The 14,739-nt window shown below is 33.3% G+C and carries 27 protein-coding genes; 25 read left to right on the forward strand and 2 right to left on the reverse strand.

Annotation, left to right across the window (positions count from 1 at the left end):
- Positions 1–6 precede the first annotated feature (6 nt).
- The 4 genes from PBV87_RS09120 to PBV87_RS09135 are packed head-to-tail and all read left to right on the forward strand — an operon-like array spanning position 7 to position 1,113.
- The gene (locus tag PBV87_RS09120; RefSeq protein WP_271011997.1) at positions 7–384 is read left to right on the forward strand and encodes an NUMOD1 domain-containing DNA-binding protein; all 378 of its coding nucleotides are present in this window, start codon (positions 7–9) and stop codon (positions 382–384) included.
- Between the two features lie 5 nt (positions 385–389).
- Positions 390–608 (forward strand): hypothetical protein, encoded by a 219-nt coding sequence (locus PBV87_RS09125; protein WP_271011998.1) that lies wholly within the window; start codon positions 390–392, stop codon positions 606–608.
- A 29-nt stretch (positions 609–637) separates the two neighbouring features.
- Positions 638–913 carry a helix-turn-helix domain-containing protein gene (locus PBV87_RS09130; RefSeq protein ID WP_271011999.1) on the forward strand — a complete coding sequence of 92 codons (276 nt, stop codon included), beginning with the start codon at positions 638–640 and terminating at the stop codon, positions 911–913.
- Positions 914–942: 29 nt separating this feature from the next.
- Positions 943–1,113 carry a hypothetical protein gene (locus PBV87_RS09135; RefSeq protein WP_271012000.1) on the forward strand — a complete coding sequence of 57 codons (171 nt, stop codon included), beginning with the start codon at positions 943–945 and terminating at the stop codon, positions 1,111–1,113.
- Here the strand turns inward: PBV87_RS09135 and PBV87_RS09140 are convergent.
- Entirely contained in the window at positions 1,110–1,301 is a 192-nt protein-coding gene (locus PBV87_RS09140) for a hypothetical protein (protein ID WP_271012001.1), read from the reverse strand. The genes PBV87_RS09135 and PBV87_RS09140 overlap by 4 nt on opposite strands.
- Before the next feature lie 145 nt (positions 1,302–1,446).
- Between PBV87_RS09140 and PBV87_RS09145 the strand changes: the two genes are divergently transcribed.
- From PBV87_RS09145 to PBV87_RS09170, 6 genes are read left to right on the forward strand one after another with little or no spacing between them, the layout of a single operon-like run.
- Complete coding sequence (locus PBV87_RS09145; protein WP_271012002.1) at positions 1,447–2,424, forward strand: nucleoid-associated protein; 978 nt, start codon at positions 1,447–1,449, stop codon at positions 2,422–2,424.
- A 54-nt stretch (positions 2,425–2,478) separates the two neighbouring features.
- On the forward strand, positions 2,479–2,838 hold the full coding sequence (locus PBV87_RS09150) for a YopX family protein (protein WP_271012003.1): 360 nt from the start codon (positions 2,479–2,481) through the stop codon (positions 2,836–2,838).
- A 57-nt stretch (positions 2,839–2,895) separates the two neighbouring features.
- Positions 2,896–3,183: a hypothetical protein gene (locus PBV87_RS09155; RefSeq protein ID WP_271012004.1), complete on the forward strand. Its 288-nt coding sequence runs from the start codon at positions 2,896–2,898 to the stop codon at positions 3,181–3,183.
- Between the two features lie 27 nt (positions 3,184–3,210).
- A complete protein-coding gene (locus PBV87_RS09160; RefSeq protein ID WP_271012005.1) occupies positions 3,211–3,447 on the forward strand; it encodes a hypothetical protein in 237 nt (78 codons plus the stop codon).
- A 23-nt stretch (positions 3,448–3,470) separates the two neighbouring features.
- Entirely contained in the window at positions 3,471–3,626 is a 156-nt protein-coding gene (locus tag PBV87_RS09165) for a hypothetical protein (protein ID WP_271012006.1), read from the forward strand.
- A 24-nt stretch (positions 3,627–3,650) separates the two neighbouring features.
- Positions 3,651–3,887, forward strand: coding sequence for a hypothetical protein (locus PBV87_RS09170; protein ID WP_271012007.1), 237 nt, complete (start codon positions 3,651–3,653; stop codon positions 3,885–3,887).
- Between the two features lie 82 nt (positions 3,888–3,969).
- Here PBV87_RS09170 and PBV87_RS09175 read toward each other — a convergent pair whose 3' ends face one another.
- The gene (locus PBV87_RS09175) at positions 3,970–4,248 is read right to left on the reverse strand and encodes a hypothetical protein (protein WP_271012008.1); all 279 of its coding nucleotides are present in this window, start codon (positions 4,246–4,248) and stop codon (positions 3,970–3,972) included.
- Between the two features lie 72 nt (positions 4,249–4,320).
- On the opposite strand from PBV87_RS09175, the gene PBV87_RS09180 reads away from it, so the two are divergent.
- From PBV87_RS09180 to PBV87_RS09250, 15 genes are all read left to right on the forward strand, one after another.
- Positions 4,321–4,602 carry a hypothetical protein gene (locus tag PBV87_RS09180; RefSeq protein WP_271012009.1) on the forward strand — a complete coding sequence of 94 codons (282 nt, stop codon included), beginning with the start codon at positions 4,321–4,323 and terminating at the stop codon, positions 4,600–4,602.
- Positions 4,603–4,630: 28 nt separating this feature from the next.
- Positions 4,631–4,906 carry a hypothetical protein gene (locus PBV87_RS09185; protein ID WP_271012010.1) on the forward strand — a complete coding sequence of 92 codons (276 nt, stop codon included), beginning with the start codon at positions 4,631–4,633 and terminating at the stop codon, positions 4,904–4,906.
- A gap of 171 nt (positions 4,907–5,077) precedes the next feature.
- Positions 5,078–5,275, forward strand: coding sequence for a hypothetical protein (locus PBV87_RS09190; protein ID WP_271012011.1), 198 nt, complete (start codon positions 5,078–5,080; stop codon positions 5,273–5,275).
- Between the two features lie 64 nt (positions 5,276–5,339).
- Positions 5,340–5,582 (forward strand): hypothetical protein, encoded by a 243-nt coding sequence (locus tag PBV87_RS09195; RefSeq protein WP_271012012.1) that lies wholly within the window; start codon positions 5,340–5,342, stop codon positions 5,580–5,582.
- The gene (locus PBV87_RS09200; protein WP_271012013.1) at positions 5,579–6,610 is read left to right on the forward strand and encodes an FtsZ/tubulin family protein; all 1,032 of its coding nucleotides are present in this window, start codon (positions 5,579–5,581) and stop codon (positions 6,608–6,610) included. The genes PBV87_RS09195 and PBV87_RS09200 overlap by 4 nt, the downstream gene beginning before the upstream one ends.
- 106 nt (positions 6,611–6,716) lie before the next feature.
- The gene (locus PBV87_RS09205; protein WP_271012014.1) at positions 6,717–7,151 is read left to right on the forward strand and encodes a hypothetical protein; all 435 of its coding nucleotides are present in this window, start codon (positions 6,717–6,719) and stop codon (positions 7,149–7,151) included.
- 12 nt (positions 7,152–7,163) lie between these two features.
- Complete coding sequence (locus PBV87_RS09210; protein ID WP_271012015.1) at positions 7,164–7,793, forward strand: sigma-70 family RNA polymerase sigma factor; 630 nt, start codon at positions 7,164–7,166, stop codon at positions 7,791–7,793.
- Positions 7,794–8,060: 267 nt separating this feature from the next.
- Positions 8,061–8,816, forward strand: a complete 756-nt coding sequence (locus PBV87_RS09215) for a DNA adenine methylase (RefSeq protein WP_271012016.1) — start codon at positions 8,061–8,063, stop codon at positions 8,814–8,816.
- A gap of 15 nt (positions 8,817–8,831) precedes the next feature.
- A complete protein-coding gene (locus PBV87_RS09220) occupies positions 8,832–9,122 on the forward strand; it encodes a hypothetical protein (protein ID WP_271012017.1) in 291 nt (96 codons plus the stop codon).
- 4 nt (positions 9,123–9,126) lie between these two features.
- Positions 9,127–9,711: a tyrosine-type recombinase/integrase gene (locus PBV87_RS09225; RefSeq protein ID WP_271012018.1), complete on the forward strand. Its 585-nt coding sequence runs from the start codon at positions 9,127–9,129 to the stop codon at positions 9,709–9,711.
- A 428-nt stretch (positions 9,712–10,139) separates the two neighbouring features.
- Positions 10,140–10,661 carry a hypothetical protein gene (locus PBV87_RS09230; RefSeq protein ID WP_271012019.1) on the forward strand — a complete coding sequence of 174 codons (522 nt, stop codon included), beginning with the start codon at positions 10,140–10,142 and terminating at the stop codon, positions 10,659–10,661.
- The gene (locus PBV87_RS09235; protein WP_271012020.1) at positions 10,639–12,444 is read left to right on the forward strand and encodes a phage terminase large subunit family protein; all 1,806 of its coding nucleotides are present in this window, start codon (positions 10,639–10,641) and stop codon (positions 12,442–12,444) included. The genes PBV87_RS09230 and PBV87_RS09235 overlap by 23 nt, the downstream gene beginning before the upstream one ends.
- Positions 12,445–12,648 (forward strand): peptidylprolyl isomerase, encoded by a 204-nt coding sequence (locus tag PBV87_RS09240; RefSeq protein ID WP_271012021.1) that lies wholly within the window; start codon positions 12,445–12,447, stop codon positions 12,646–12,648.
- Positions 12,649–12,675: 27 nt separating this feature from the next.
- Entirely contained in the window at positions 12,676–14,145 is a 1,470-nt protein-coding gene (locus tag PBV87_RS09245; protein WP_271012022.1) for a phage portal protein, read from the forward strand.
- Positions 14,126–14,734, forward strand: coding sequence for an HK97 family phage prohead protease (locus tag PBV87_RS09250; protein ID WP_271012023.1), 609 nt, complete (start codon positions 14,126–14,128; stop codon positions 14,732–14,734). The genes PBV87_RS09245 and PBV87_RS09250 overlap by 20 nt, the downstream gene beginning before the upstream one ends.
- Positions 14,735–14,739 lie beyond the last annotated feature (5 nt).

The following is a 14,739-nucleotide window of genomic DNA, read 5'->3' on the forward strand; positions in this document are numbered from 1 at the left end:
CGTAACATGGGAAAAAGAAGAAAGTTTAACCAGTTAGATTATGTAACAGGTGAAGTTATTAAGACTTATAGCTCAATAAAAGAGGCACTTGAAGAACACAAAATAGATAGAGCAAGATTACACAAAATGCTTGCAGATAATGATGGCAAGTTTGACAAGAGGCATTTGAGGTTTGCCTACGGCGATGGGAGTAACAGACCAATCAAAAGATATGGTATAGCAGAGATTGAGGATGGTACAAATAAAATCATCAAGCAATATGCAAGGATTGAAGAGGCGGCAGAAGCACACTATATCAGCGAGAAAACAATAAGAAATGCCATTGCGTATAATGGTGGATACGTGAAAACCCTTGGCGTTAGCTTTAGGTACATAGTGGGGTAAAGGATATGGACAGAGATAAGGCGATTAGAATCTTAGAAAAATACGATGATACTTATGTATATGAAGATCTCACGGATAAGGAACTTATAGAAAAAATATGGCGCGTGACAGGATGTTCTGCAGATATGCAAGGAAAGATTCCGTGGTGTGGGAAAATAAGTTGCGCTGAGTGCTGGACAAAAAGGTTAAAGGATAAGGTTAGTGTAAGTAGACTAATTGATTAGTCTAAAAATACTAACCAACAAAGTATAACATGGATAAACAGTATTGCAGCTATTTAGCACAGTGTAAATTAAAGTCAACAGAGTACAGAATCATCCTTATGCTCTTGGTTAAGTCGTATACATCATCACAACTTGTTAAAGAACTTGGATGCATGAAAAATAACACAGATAAATATATTAAAAATCTTAAAAGTCATGGATTGATAGAAATAGATCGTATAGAAGGGGCTAATAAATTTTATAAGCCTGTTACAGATATTAAAAAGCTAACGGCAATTATGCCAGGTCAGATGAAGATTGAGTAAAACAAATTAACTTTTGGAAGGAAATAAGAATGAAAGAAGTAAAAGAAAATCTTAAACAAACAATTTGTAAAAGCTGTGAATGGGTTCAAAAAGAACTAGATAAAGAACAAATGTCTCCAGAAGTAGTTGCAGCTATTCCAGAGACATTGAAAGCAATTAGTTCATTAGTAATTACATTAGATAATATGAAAATACGTTAATCATTTAATGATGTTTGGTTACAAACTTGAGATAAGATTGCTTGATACATAATCCCTACTTGTTTACCAACAGCGTTATTGTATGTATCGCATGAATTATCTACAGAAGGACGCATAAATAGGTCTTTCTCTATGAGCTTGAGGCAAAGTTCTTTAGCAATTTGCTCTTGGTTTTGAGTGATTTTCATACAAGAACCACCTTTCTTTTATATTTCAGCTCCGTACAACTGATAAATAAATTATAAGGTGATTTAAAGAAAAGTTCAAATAAAGTACTAAAATCAATTTTTGGTGGTACCAGCATTAATGTCGGTACCAGAAGGAGGAACTAGAATGAGTATTCTTTTTGATAAAGTCATTATGCATACCTTAGATATGGGGTATGGTCAGCCTATACTTTCAAAAGAGTGTTTAGCACTAAATGATGAGGTAGAGGCATATATCACAACGTACATAGTAGATTTATTTAATAGTCATAGTGTTTCACATGCTATTTTTGAAGAAACTTCATCTTGGGCAGAAACAATTAGAGTAAATGTACCCGACTTCTATAGTTTTTCTTGTGAATTAGCAAGTCAATTTTTTGCTTATATGCAAACGTTAGAAAATATTCCTAATGGGGATTTAATCGTTACAAGGTTTAAACGTGACCAGGTACCATATATAGCATTTTTTAAGCTGAACTATAAAGAAGCATACACACATGTTATAGATCAAAATGGTACAGGTACTATTAATCAAATTATCAAGCATAAGACTATATTCCCAGAGACTTCAAGTAAGATTCAAGAAGCTGCAATTATTAATTTGGAAACGTGTGAAATTCTTCTCTTAGATGGACATAAAGAGTGCTACTTACATAATTTACTTGGAACAACAACGACGCTATCTACTAAGCAAAAAATTAAGCTGGTGGAACAAGTCATTACAGGAGCAATTGAAGAAAACTTTGATAATAAGTTAGAGGGACTAGCTTTTGCTAAAACCAATATCGCTAAGAGTATAGATCATACAAGTAGTATTCGTGTTAGTGATGTATTGGAGGAAACCTTTGGAGAACATGAACACATTAAAGAGCAATGCTTATCTATATTTGAAGAACAAGGCATTGCAGAAGAGGTAATTGAAATTCCCAATGCTGAAAAAGTAGGTAAAAAATATACCTCACATAAAATCAAAACGAATACAGGGATAGAAATTAAATTACCTACGGAGATGCTCACTGATCCTAATAAGTTTGAGGTAGTTAATAACCCAGACGGGTCAGTTGAAGTAAGGTTAAAGAACATAGGAGCATTGATTAATAAGTAGAAAATAATTTTTGGTGGTGCCGGCATTAATGTCAGTGCCAGGAGAGGTGATCCGATGAGAGAGATTAAGTTTAGAGCATGGGATATTATCAATAAAAAGATGTTGCAGTATGGAGATATAATGCATTTACCAATGTGGGAAGTGCTACCAGGGACACCTGAACAAAGAGCATTTAATACAATGCAGTATACAGGGATTAAAGATATGAATGGCACAGATATTTATGAAGGTGACATACTATTGTTTACAAGTAGATATGGAGAAGAATCAATATGTTATGTTGTATTTGAAAATGCAGCATTCACTATTAAATGGATAGAAAGCACATATTTTAGAACTGATTTAGATTATTGGAGCGTTAAGGTTAAGGTGGTCGGAAATATTCATGAACACAAAGAGTTACTGAAAGTCTAAAATCTAAGTTTTATGGAGGTGGTGAATATAAAGGCATGGATAAAAATACTTTATGCAATGTTTAACGAAAGAGAGTATCCCTTCAAATTACTGGTTTCTAAATATCCAGAACGAACAAAAAGAGATATGATACTTTCTTTTGAAAAAGGGGGTATAACACCTAATGATGTTGTGAAGTACTTACCTCTTAAAGACGTGATTGGTAAGGAATTTAATAGTTTTGAAGAGGTATTTGAGTTAGATATAAGAGGTTTTGAACACGGGGTACTGATTGGAAAATCAAAAGAAAAACAGCAACTTGGTATAGAGGACTTTATAAAGTTTGAACCGAAGGTAATAAAATAATTTTTCTGTTCAGTGAGGAGTGAGGCAATGACATATACAGAGCACGAAGAAAAAGAACGTAATCAGCAGTTGAAAAGGTGGCAGAAACATCAACTAACTGCCGTTAGGCAGAATAATATAGACAGATCATATGAAAGCATGTCAGAAATTGATAGAAGTGTATGGGAGAAGATAGCCAACGCTGAAACGTATAAAGATGTAAATTGGCTAGTATGGAAACAAGCAGAACGGGTTATACAAAAATATTGTACTTTGGCACGATAAAATCATTCTTGGAGGGAAATGAAATGACAAATGGAGACAGAATACGGAAGATGACAAATGAAGAACTAGCATCATTTATCTTTAATGCAATCGAAGATACTGAATGGAATGAAAATGGAAATAACAATTATGAAGATGATTGGCGTGAGTGGATAGATGCACCGTATTTTAATAAATAAAATAATTCTTTGAGGAGGATGAAGATGGACGGAAAAGTAACCATTAGTATTAATGATTTTGATGAGTTGAGGGATAAGGCCAAGCAATTTGACAAATTGAAGCGGGAGATACAAAACAAAATGTATATGCATTTCAATGATGAACAAGAAGAATGGATATTATTTGTTGATAAGAAAAAGATTGAAAAAATACTTAAAGAGTATAATCCAGAGTTTGAAGTTGAAGAGGATGACATTGTAGAAGTTGTATGGCAAGAGTAAATAAAATAGTTTTTTGAAATAAAGAGACAAGTCTGGTTAATAAGACAATAAAATAAAAATGGTGCTACTATGAACACCATTTCTAATTCTTTTTAGGCAGTACAGATATCACGCCTATTCCACCTATCAATAAAACAACACATCCTAAGCTTTTATAAGCATCTATGGAAGCACTTATTTTATCTGTATTAGTTTGATAGCTTAGGCTAGTACTGCCGTTTGAATTTTTAGTAGTTATTTTTTTTGTTCCAGCATGGGAGCCTAAATCATAACTACTAATAGTTAGAAAAGAACCTAATAACATTAATAGTATAAATATATAAATTGGTTTTATGTATTTCAAATTTTCACCACCTTTCATTGCATTATAGCATGATCTGGTAGTTAGAAGAAGTTTCTATACAATAAAATTAGTTTTTGGGAGGATAAAGGCATGAAAGGAATAATGGAGTTTATTGGGGCTGGAACCCAGTTAGTTGGAAAGATTAAAGAGTTTCCTAATAAAGCAGAGTTTGCAGAAGCTTGTGTAATAGAGCATGGAGATAGACTGCCAGAAGTGATAAATCAAGATGATATATATCAAGCAAGTGTAAGGTATTATCCATATGGAACAGAAGATACAAGATTAGAGCATGGAAATGATGGAGTTTACTTATTTGTAGATAAAGAGGCACCAGGAACATTTAAAGTATGGATGATAGATATAACTCAATAAAAATTGATTTTGAAAGGAGAAAGAAGTAATGGGTAATCAAAAAGTAGTAAGAACAAGTAGTATGATGGGAATAGCAAGAGGCGAAAATATCGCATATAAGGAACTAGAGAATTTATTGGAAGAAGGGTATAAGGTTGTAATGTGTAATCCTATAGGCAATTGGTTGGAGTACATATTAGAGAAAGAAGATCAGCCACAAGAGTATGTAGTAAATGTAGATTGTGAAGTAATACCAGGAAAAGTTGATGTGGATAAAATACATACTAAACTTGTTGAACGTATTAATAAGCAAACTGTAACGTAATTTGAAATTTATGGAATAGCCTATAAGGGAAAAATTAGGCTATTCCATAAGGATGAATCAACAAATGGTGCTAACTACATGAAGTATAAGATCCATTAATTATTATGTATAAAATTAATAAGATGTATTCAAGACATTAAATAAAATTTGCTTTTGAGAGGAGGTTTAATAATGAGTAATTTAAAATTATCAGTTGATTTATTAGGTCTAGAAAATGTTAAAAAAGCATATGCAATTGCAAATAATGCTATTTATTTTAATGACAATAGCGACTATTTATCAGCACTTCATGAAATATGTACAGTGCTTAACCCACAGGTTGATCTAGAGCAAATAGGGAATAGTTTTATAGATGATGAAAACTTATGAAACAATGTGAAACAGTAAGAAACCTTAAGAAATGCGATGAAATCATATGAAATGATGTGAAACGATGGATAAGTTAGATTATGCAATACTTAATGTATTACAAGAAAATCAATGTTTTAGAAAAATACAAGCCATAACAAGAAAAGGTATTATGGATGTACTTGAAGTAAAAAAAGTAACATTACATAGAAGATTGAAGACACTACTGATAGGTGGGTATATTGCTAAAGGATTACATGAAGGCCGTGAACATACTTACTATATAACTGATACAGGATCAAAATTATTAGAGGAGGAATTAGGATGAATAACAAAATAGGATTTATTGCAGTTGGACAAGCAGGAGGAAATATTGGGAGTAAATTAGAGGCAGTTGGATATGATGTGCTTTTCTTAAATACTTCAGATGAGGATTTATCAACACTTGAAACTAAGTTCAAGTATCACATTAAGGGTGGAGAAGGATGTAATAAAGACAGAAATAAAGCAAAGGAGCTTGTAATAGAGGACTTTGAAAACATTGGGAAAGAGATTGCTGATAAGGTCAATAAAGATTTTATCTATGTAATCTTTAGTAGTGGTGGAGGAACTGGATCAGGAGCATCACCAATGCTAATAGACTTATTGATTCAGCATATGGAAAAGGCTGTAGGAGCAATTACTATTATCCCAGGAGAGAATGAACCATTAAAGACACATATTAATGCATATGAGTGTTTTAGAGAGCTAGAAGAGATAGATGGTATAGCAAGTACAATTGTTCTAGATAATAATGCTTGTGAAAATAAATTAAGCATTAATAAGGACTTTGTGGAGCTCTTACAAGGAATGTTGGATATGCCAAACCATAAAGATATTAAAGGCAATATAGATAAAGCTGAAGTAATGGAAATGTTAAGTTCAAGAGGAATGTTAACGATTACAAAGGTTGATAAGGAGCAAACAAACTTAGCAAATATAGTAGCGGGGATAAAGTCAAATATATATGCGCCTATTGAGGCAGATCAAGTTATTAAGTATGTTGGTTTATTAGCTGCTAAATGTGTAGATATTTCAGAGCTAAAGAAAGAAGTAGGAAATTACATAGATGTATTTCAAGGATATGGGGAAGAAACAATTTGTGTATTAGCAGGGTTAAGTTTACCGTTTACAAGGTTAGATCAAATTAAGAATAGAGTGATTGAAAACCAAGAATCAATTAAGAGAAACTTACAGGCTACAAGTGAGACAAGACTTAAAAGCGATATTAATTTTCTTGATGGATTTACACCTCAAACGAAAAAGCCAAAAGTAGGGGGAGCTGCTGATATATTTGCTAAGTACAAAAAGAAATAATTGAATAAGGACCAGTACACTTGGATTAAATTTTTAATGATTTAGTTCAAGTGTTTTGGTGCTTATTCAAGCAAACAAATGAAAGTTTGATATTGGAGGGATTAGGATGAAGAATAAGATGATAAAAGAAACAAAAGAGAAACTTAAAAAATATGGGAGAATGAAAGATTTTATACTAGTAAGACGAAAAGAACTTGAAGTGCAAGAACGTTTATTAAGTCTGGAAGAAGATGAATTATCTAAAAAAAGGATTCTAAGACAGATTGAAAAATTACAACTTGAAATTGAAGAGGTAGAAAAAGATATTATAGCTATAGATAAAGGGCTAAGTCATTTGAACCCTATTTCATCTAAAATTATACATATGAAGTATATGAAAAATGAAAAATGGGTTGCAGTAGCTCTTAATGTAGGATACGGGCAAACAAGATGCAGAGAGCTTGGAAGAGATGCAGTAATGATTATAGGTGAGTTTTTATATGGGATAAAAATTAATCAAGATTTGCCATTAGTAAGTGGAGCAACATATTATTATGCATAAGGGGGGCCTATAATGACCAATGAAGAATTAGTGCGTGAGTATCAAGCAGGAAACCATAAGGTCATGGATAGTATTATTAAGCAAAATGAAAAAATGGTTAGAAAGTTAGTATCAAAGTTTTATACAGATAAAATTAATGCCATAGATGCAGAAGATTTATACCAAGAAGGCTGCATAGGACTTATGAGAGCATGTGAAAAGTATGATTTTACTAATCAAAGTGCAGCTAAGTTTATACATTATGCAGTGTATTGGGTTTATGAAGGAATATATAGATATATACAAAAAAATAAAACTAATGAAGAAATAAGCTTAAATGTAAAGAATGAAAGTGGAGAAGAAGAAATAATAGATAAGATTATAGATGATGAAGAGTATTTTGTAAAAGCTGAAGACAGTATGTATTATAAAGAAGTAAGAAAGGAGTTAGGAGAGGCACTAGATAATGAATTAACTTTAGATGAAAAAACTATTGTTAAATTACATTATGGGTGGGATAGTAATCCATTAAGTATAAAAGAGTTATCGTATACATATAGAATGAATACTGATGAAATTGTAAAAATAAATAGAGTATCATTAAGTAAGCTAAGAAACTCTTCGTGGGGAAGGAGAGAACGTTTATATAGAGGACGGTATTAAAAAAAGCGACATTTTAGCGACACTTTTGCGACAGAAAAGCGACACTTTTTAATATAAAAAGTTGCTATTATAATAGTGTAAGCAACAAAGCACTTTTCCCCCAAGTGCAAATCATCCTAATATCAAAACGATAGGACAACCTATCAAATATCCGTTTTAAATACACCTGGTGATATGATCTAGGTGTATTTTATTTTAAATAATCCTTGTTCAAAACGGTGTGTAATAACCCAATAAAAAACTGTTTTGTAAAGGAGAATATAACAAATGATGAAACCACCAATACCTCGTATGGGAGGAAAATCAAAATTAAGAAAGACTATTTTAGAAAGAATACCTGAGCATACTTGTTATATAGAACCATTCTTTGGAGCTGGATGGGTATACTTTGGTAAAGACCCGAGTAAAGTTGAGGTTATTAATGACGTTGACAAAGAACTTATAAATATGTTTCGTATGATTAAGCACCATGCACCAGAGATTGAGAGAGTACTAGAGTATGAGTTTTCTGGTAGAGATATGTTTGAAGAATATAAGCACTGTACAGTTGAATATCTTACCGAGATTCAAAGAGCAGTACGCTTTCTCTATCTCATCTCACAAAGCTTTGCAAGTAAGGGTGAAACCTTTGGTTATGGAACAACAAGTAAGCCAGCGCCACAGATATATTATCAAGGCGTACTAGGTAATATAAAAGAAAGACTTAGAAATACATATGTTGAGAATAAAAGCTTTGAGGATATTATCAAAAGATATGATAGACCTCATAGCTTTTTCTTTTGTGATCCACCCTATTTTGAAACTGCAGGTTATGGCAATGAATTTGGAGAGCAAGAGCATCTTTTGTTAAGGGATACATTAGCTCAGATAAAAGGCAAGTTTATGGTTACAATTAACGACCATCTAAAAGTGAGGGAATGGTACAAAGATTTTAAGATAGAAGAAGTACAAGTATCTTATTCAATAGCTAAGGAACAAAAAGCTAGAAAAGAGTATGGTGAGTTAATTATTACAAATTATTAGATAGAGGTGGAGCATATGACATTAAGTGAAATAAACAAACAAATAGTAGAACTTAAAAAAATACGTGACATCTTACTAATACCAATAGTAAACGAGCAACACTTTATATTTAGAGCGTATATAGAGACTGAATCCTTAGAAAGAACAAGGAAGCTTGTTACAGAAGCTAATATAAGAAAAGAAGATGGTAACAAATATCAAGTCAATGATATTAGTGTCTTTATATCTAAAGAGTGTATATGTGTAGATAAAGTTACTCAAGAAGTAGCAAGGGCTATTTTAAAGAGGAATAGTATAAAGAGGTGATAAGATGGCTTCTCCAATTCGAAATCCGAACAAGGTAAAGCAGATACTAAGTGTGTACCGTAAAAGAAATAAACGAGATTATATGATTTTATTTGTAGGATTTTATACAGCTTTACGAGTAGCTGATTTAGTAGAACTTAAAGTAAAAGATGTAAAAGGTAAGAGAATCTTAAAAGTAAAAGAAAAGAAGACAGGCAAATATAGAGAGTATGAAATGCCACCAAGTTTGGTACAAGCACTTGAGAAGTATTGCAAAGGAAGAGATGGAGAAGAGTACTTATTCTTATCTAGACAGTATGCTCCTAAAAGGCTTAACAAAGAAGGAGATTATTTTGAAAAGGGTAATACTCCAGTATCAAGACAAAGAGTATGGCAATTAATGAAAGAGATTGAAAAGGAGTTTGGTCTTGAAGATATATCTTGCCATACATTAAGAAAGACATTTGGGTATCAACATTATAGAATGTTCAAGAACTTAGCAACATTAATGAAGATATTAAATCATAGATCAATAGAAGAAACAAAGATATACATTGGCCTTGTAGATGAAGAAGTAAACCATGAGTTAAGACACTTTGATTATGCATGAGTATAACGTTTTTGTATAATGTAAAACTCAAGAAGTATATATTTAATAAGGCTAATAATATCAAGGGGTGTAGGGCTTGCATCAGTTTAACAATCCCTAGGTAAAGTAAAACTCATAATATCTTCTAGTGAGTGGGAAATATCCATTGATAGATAAGGGATAGAAGCAGTTGAGCAGTGGTTAATGTATAAGAAAAGCAGCAGATGCACTCATTAAGTATTGTGCAAAATGAATAGGTACTTTCTAAGGGGTGGGGGTATATGCGGGTACCACGACGCCCGAGGCTTCTGTCATTATAAAAATTTTGAAAGTAGGTTAATATGAGGAATTTATAGTATTGAAACAAAAATCTTATAAGCTTTGTGGCTCTAAGGCTACAGGGTGGGAAATATTGAGTTTCAAATTAACCCTAAGAGAGGAGGAATCATATGGCAAAGGAAGTAGGCATCAAAGTGATTGAAGGTAAGACTTGTTTATCGACTGGAATTATAGCAGAGGCTTTTGGTGTGACTAAAAAAACGCTAAACCAATGGGAGAAGAAAGGTTGTCCTAAAATATCACATGGTTATTGGTATCTACCAGATGTGCTTAAGTGGCGTGATGAAGCCAATAGGCAAATGCCAGAAGATGTTGATATAGAGACTATGCCTATCACTTATCAAAAAGTATTCTATGAGACACAACTTAAAAAAGCACAAACTGAAAATGCAGATTTAAAGAATGCAATTGCTAGAGGAGATTATCTATTAAAGAGTGATGCTATAGCAGAGCTTGAAAGATACTTTATTATCTTTAAAAGGTCAGCGCTTGGTTTAGTGTCAAAGATAGGTGTAGATATTGCACCTTATGTGGATGAGGTAGAAGCAAGAAGGGTGGAAAATAAGATTAGAGAAACTATAAATAGTGCGTTGGAGCAGTTTGCTGAGAATGGCATTTATAAAGAAAAGTAAAAAGGTCAACATTCCTGACTGGATTCTTCAAGCCTTAAAAGTCTTAAAACCACCCGAAAAATTAACAGTTTCAGAATGGGCAGATAAGTATCGCATACTAGATGCTCAAACAAGTGCTGAACCTGGCAAATGGAATACAAGTAGAACAGAATATTTAAAAGGTATTATGAATGCTTTTACAGATGTAGAAGTAGAAAAGATTGTATTTGTAAAGCCTACACAAGTAGGTGGAACAGAATGCCTTAACAATATGATAGGTTATGTAATTGCACAAGATCCTAGTCCAACTATGATTGTTTATCCTACAGAAAAGCTTGCAGAATTTACAAGTAAGAAAAGAGTTCAGCCTATGATAGCTCTATCTCCAGTATTAGCAGAAAAGTACAGGGAGAATGAGAGTAAACTATTGGAGCTTAACTTTAATGGAATGTATATTGTACTAGTTGGTTCTAACTCTGCATCTGACTTGGCTAGTAGACCAGTAAGATTTATCTTTTTTGATGAGGTAGATAAGTATCCTACAAATGCAGGTAAAGAAGCTGATCCTATTTCTTTAGCTAAAGAGCGTACTAGAACATTTCCTAATACAAAGAAAATCTTTTTAACCTCTACACCTACATTAAAGAGAGGGCCTATTTGGCAGGAATGGCTTAATGCAGATAGTCAATATCAATATTATGTGCCATGTCCTCATTGTGGTACATATCAAAAGTTAATCTTTAAGCAAGTGAAATGGAAAGAAGATACAAAGTCTCCGAAAGAAGCTAGAGAAACTGCTTATTATGAATGTGAACATTGTCAAGAAATGATTCAAGATAATCATAAGCCACAAATGATTAGAAATGGTGAATGGAGATGTATAAATGGTAATGGTAAGCGATCTATAGCTTTTCATTTAAATGCAATATATTCCCCTTGGGTACGTTTTGGAGATGTGGCCTATGAGTTTGTCTCTTCTCATAACTATCCTGAAAAACTAATGAACTTTATTAACTCATGGCTTGGAGAGCCTTGGGAAGATACAAAGAGTAAATTGGATAGTGACATTATATTTGAACGTCAATCTGAATATACAGAAGGTATTGTTCCAGATGAAGCATTTATTTTAACTGGTGGCGTAGACGTTCAAAAAGATTGTTTCTATTTTACTATTAGAGCGTGGGGGCCTTATATGACATCGTGGAATATCCTTCATGGTAAGGTTGAAACGTGGGAGCAAGTAGAGTTTATTATGAATCAACGTTTTAGTAAGCAAAATGGAGAGTCTTATCTAGTTAATTTAGCTTTAATTGACTCAGGGAATGATACAGAAAACGTATATCAGTTTTGTCTAGATAACCAAGATTGGGCCATGGCATGTAAAGGTTCATCTAATACTATTGTAGCTAAATACAAGCTTACTAATATTGATAAGATTGATAGTAGTGCATATGGCATGAGGTTATGTATTGTAGATGGTAGTCAATATAAAAATATGATTTATGCAAGAATGCGTAAAGAAAATGGACTAGGCTCATGGATGGTTTACGATGGTGTTGATATGGACTATGCAAGACAGGTCACAAGTGAGGAGAAGGTTATTGAAAGGAAAGGTGGACGAGACGTAGAAGTTTGGAAAACAAAAACAAGCCATGCTGATAACCATTATTTAGACTGTGAAGTGTATGCAGCGGCAGCAGCTGATCTTTTACATGTAAGATATATGATGCCAGAAGGTGATGAGCAAAAGGAAGAGGAACAAAGCCAAGAGAATTGGATAAATAATGATAAGGAGTGGATCTAGATGGATAAAGTAAATAGATTAGAACAACTAAACGGTGCTATTAGTGCTATTGAAAAAGGAGCACAAGAATATCAAATTGGCTCAAGACGTATTAAAAAAGCAGAACTTAGTGTACTGTACCAGGAAAGAAGAAGATTAGAACAAGAAATAAGAGATCAAGAAAGTTATGGTGGTGTTACTGTAGCTTGTTTTGATAGAAGATAAGAAACGTATTTGAAAGGAGGTGAGAAAATGAACTGGCTTGATAGAGGAATAGCAGCTATATCACCTAGATGGGGGTATAATCGTATTGCATGGAGAGAGTCTTTAAGGTCTTATGATGCGGGGACTCAAAGTCGGCTTAATACCAACTGGACAACTGTTAATGGAACAGCAGAACAAGCGAATCAAGTCCATCGAGATGTACTTAGAGCAAGAGCAAGGGACTTAGAAAGAAACTCTGATATTTTAGAAGGACTTATTAATCCATTTGAAAGAAATGTCATAGGTACAGGTATTATGGCCCAAGCAAAGGTAATAGATGCAGAAGGAAATGAGGATGAAAAGCTAAATACTGAAATTGAAGAGTTGTGGGAAGAGTGGTGTCATGCAAAAAATTGTGATGTGGCAGGAACACAATGCTTTGATGAGTTTCAAGCTATGGCTGTAAGAAGGAAAAAAGTAGACGGAGGAATTATATTCATCAAATGTTATACAGATGATGGAATAATTCCTTTTTGTTTGCAAGCGAAAGAGGTAGATGAACTGGATACATCTTATTCTTTAAGTAAAACTTCAGAGGGTAATAGGATTATTGGAGGGATTGAAGTTAATCAATACAATAGACCTATTGCCTATTATTTTAAACAATATTCGCCAGATGGCTATTGGACAGGAGGTACAGAACGTATTGAGGCAAGTAGGGTAATCTATTTATTTAGTAAGAAACGTCCTACACAAATTCGTGAAGTAACAGAGCTGGCCAGAACTATGCCAATAGTTAAAGAGGTTAATGAGTTTGTAGAAGCTATATCAGTTAAAGAGCGTATTTTAGCTTGTCTATCTGTATTTATTAAAAAGAATTCGCCATCAGGAGCAATTGGTAGAGGTGGTGTAATAGATAGAAAGAGTGGTTATCCTGTTAGAACTATAAGTCCAGGTATGATTCATGAATTACAACCAGGAGATGATGTTACTACAGTTAATCCAAGTGGCCAATCATCTAATGCAAAAGAATTTATTATGACACAACAGCGCATAGCAGGAGCAGGACAGGGGTTAAGTTATGAAGCATCATCTAGAGATATGTCACAGGTTAACTATTCAAGTGCAAGACAAGGACTGTTAGAAGACCAAAGAACCTATCAAATGGAACAAAAATATTTAATAGACCATTTCTGTAGAGAAGTGTATATAGAATTTATCATTTCGGCAGTATTAAGTGGGAAACTACATATTAAAGATTTTTGGCAAAATCAAAAGAAATACCTTAAGCATGATTGGGTTACACCAGGATGGAGTTGGATAGATCCATTAAAAGAAGTAAGAGCTAATCAATTTGCTTTAGAATCTGGAATGGATACCTTGGCAAATGTTTGTGGTTCACGAGGACTTGATTGGAAAGAAGTCATGAAACAACGTGCTAAGGAAAAAACTTTTGAAAAAGAGTTATTTCCAGAAGAGAAGGAGAGTGAAGAATCTAATGGAAAAGAAAAGACCTAATAATGGGTTAACACAACAAAGAAGTATTCCATTATCAATTAGGCAAGTAAATGAAGAAGAGCGTAGAATATCTGTTTCATTTTCAAGTGAAACACCTGTGAATAGATGGTATGGACAAGAAATACTTTGCCATGATGAAGGATGTGTAGATTTTACACGTTTAAATGAAATGGGTGTATCACTCTTTAATCATGATCGAGATAAGGTTATTGGTCGTATTGAAAATGCTGTATGTAATGATACAGAAAAAAGAACATACTGTGATATTGTCTTTGATGATGATGAAGAGAGTGAAAAGATTTATAAAAAGGTAAGAAGTGGAACCTTAAAAGGGGTATCAGTTGGCTATACCGTATCTTGTTGGGAAGAAGTAAGAGCAGGTGCTACTTCAATTAATGGTAGATTTGTAGGGCCATGTGAAGTTGCAACGAATTGGCAACCTTATGAAGTTTCAATTGTATCTATCCCAGCAGATCCTAGTGTGGGTGTAGGGAGAGAACTAGAAGAAAATATGCAACAAAAACAAGTTGAAAATATTGTCCTTTCAAATTTAGAAAGGCAAGTTCAAATAAATAGAAATTACCTGTAGGAGGA

The organism is Holtiella tumoricola (genome assembly GCF_027857615.1).
GTDB classification, from domain to species: Bacteria; Bacillota; Clostridia; order Lachnospirales; family Cellulosilyticaceae; genus Holtiella; species Holtiella tumoricola.

What these genes read in the sequence shown, in the direction of transcription:
- PBV87_RS09120 (WP_271011997.1), top strand. Translation starts at nt 7, where the DNA reads ATGGGAAAAAGAAGAAAGTTTAACCAGTTAGATTATGTAACAGGTGAA.
- PBV87_RS09205 (WP_271012014.1), top strand. Translation starts at nt 6,717, where the DNA reads ATGAAGAATAAGATGATAAAAGAAACAAAAGAGAAACTTAAAAAATAT.
- PBV87_RS09225 (WP_271012018.1), top strand. Translation starts at nt 9,127, where the DNA reads ATGGCTTCTCCAATTCGAAATCCGAACAAGGTAAAGCAGATACTAAGT.
- PBV87_RS09210 (WP_271012015.1), top strand. Translation starts at nt 7,164, where the DNA reads ATGACCAATGAAGAATTAGTGCGTGAGTATCAAGCAGGAAACCATAAG.
- PBV87_RS09245 (WP_271012022.1), top strand. Translation starts at nt 12,676, where the DNA reads ATGAACTGGCTTGATAGAGGAATAGCAGCTATATCACCTAGATGGGGG.
- PBV87_RS09180 (WP_271012009.1), top strand. Translation starts at nt 4,321, where the DNA reads ATGAAAGGAATAATGGAGTTTATTGGGGCTGGAACCCAGTTAGTTGGA.
- PBV87_RS09230 (WP_271012019.1), top strand. Translation starts at nt 10,140, where the DNA reads ATGGCAAAGGAAGTAGGCATCAAAGTGATTGAAGGTAAGACTTGTTTA.
- PBV87_RS09155 (WP_271012004.1), top strand. Translation starts at nt 2,896, where the DNA reads ATGTTTAACGAAAGAGAGTATCCCTTCAAATTACTGGTTTCTAAATAT.
- PBV87_RS09240 (WP_271012021.1), top strand. Translation starts at nt 12,445, where the DNA reads ATGGATAAAGTAAATAGATTAGAACAACTAAACGGTGCTATTAGTGCT.
- PBV87_RS09135 (WP_271012000.1), top strand. Translation starts at nt 943, where the DNA reads ATGAAAGAAGTAAAAGAAAATCTTAAACAAACAATTTGTAAAAGCTGT.
- PBV87_RS09195 (WP_271012012.1), top strand. Translation starts at nt 5,340, where the DNA reads ATGGATAAGTTAGATTATGCAATACTTAATGTATTACAAGAAAATCAA.
- PBV87_RS09140 (WP_271012001.1), bottom strand. Translation starts at nt 1,301, where the DNA reads ATGAAAATCACTCAAAACCAAGAGCAAATTGCTAAAGAACTTTGCCTC.
- PBV87_RS09160 (WP_271012005.1), top strand. Translation starts at nt 3,211, where the DNA reads ATGACATATACAGAGCACGAAGAAAAAGAACGTAATCAGCAGTTGAAA.
- PBV87_RS09130 (WP_271011999.1), top strand. Translation starts at nt 638, where the DNA reads ATGGATAAACAGTATTGCAGCTATTTAGCACAGTGTAAATTAAAGTCA.
- PBV87_RS09250 (WP_271012023.1), top strand. Translation starts at nt 14,126, where the DNA reads ATGGAAAAGAAAAGACCTAATAATGGGTTAACACAACAAAGAAGTATT.
- PBV87_RS09175 (WP_271012008.1), bottom strand. Translation starts at nt 4,248, where the DNA reads ATGAAAGGTGGTGAAAATTTGAAATACATAAAACCAATTTATATATTT.
- PBV87_RS09215 (WP_271012016.1), top strand. Translation starts at nt 8,061, where the DNA reads ATGATGAAACCACCAATACCTCGTATGGGAGGAAAATCAAAATTAAGA.
- PBV87_RS09200 (WP_271012013.1), top strand. Translation starts at nt 5,579, where the DNA reads ATGAATAACAAAATAGGATTTATTGCAGTTGGACAAGCAGGAGGAAAT.
- PBV87_RS09235 (WP_271012020.1), top strand. Translation starts at nt 10,639, where the DNA reads ATGGCATTTATAAAGAAAAGTAAAAAGGTCAACATTCCTGACTGGATT.
- PBV87_RS09125 (WP_271011998.1), top strand. Translation starts at nt 390, where the DNA reads ATGGACAGAGATAAGGCGATTAGAATCTTAGAAAAATACGATGATACT.
- PBV87_RS09145 (WP_271012002.1), top strand. Translation starts at nt 1,447, where the DNA reads ATGAGTATTCTTTTTGATAAAGTCATTATGCATACCTTAGATATGGGG.
- PBV87_RS09220 (WP_271012017.1), top strand. Translation starts at nt 8,832, where the DNA reads ATGACATTAAGTGAAATAAACAAACAAATAGTAGAACTTAAAAAAATA.
- PBV87_RS09185 (WP_271012010.1), top strand. Translation starts at nt 4,631, where the DNA reads ATGGGTAATCAAAAAGTAGTAAGAACAAGTAGTATGATGGGAATAGCA.
- PBV87_RS09150 (WP_271012003.1), top strand. Translation starts at nt 2,479, where the DNA reads ATGAGAGAGATTAAGTTTAGAGCATGGGATATTATCAATAAAAAGATG.
- PBV87_RS09190 (WP_271012011.1), top strand. Translation starts at nt 5,078, where the DNA reads ATGAGTAATTTAAAATTATCAGTTGATTTATTAGGTCTAGAAAATGTT.
- PBV87_RS09170 (WP_271012007.1), top strand. Translation starts at nt 3,651, where the DNA reads ATGGACGGAAAAGTAACCATTAGTATTAATGATTTTGATGAGTTGAGG.
- PBV87_RS09165 (WP_271012006.1), top strand. Translation starts at nt 3,471, where the DNA reads ATGACAAATGGAGACAGAATACGGAAGATGACAAATGAAGAACTAGCA.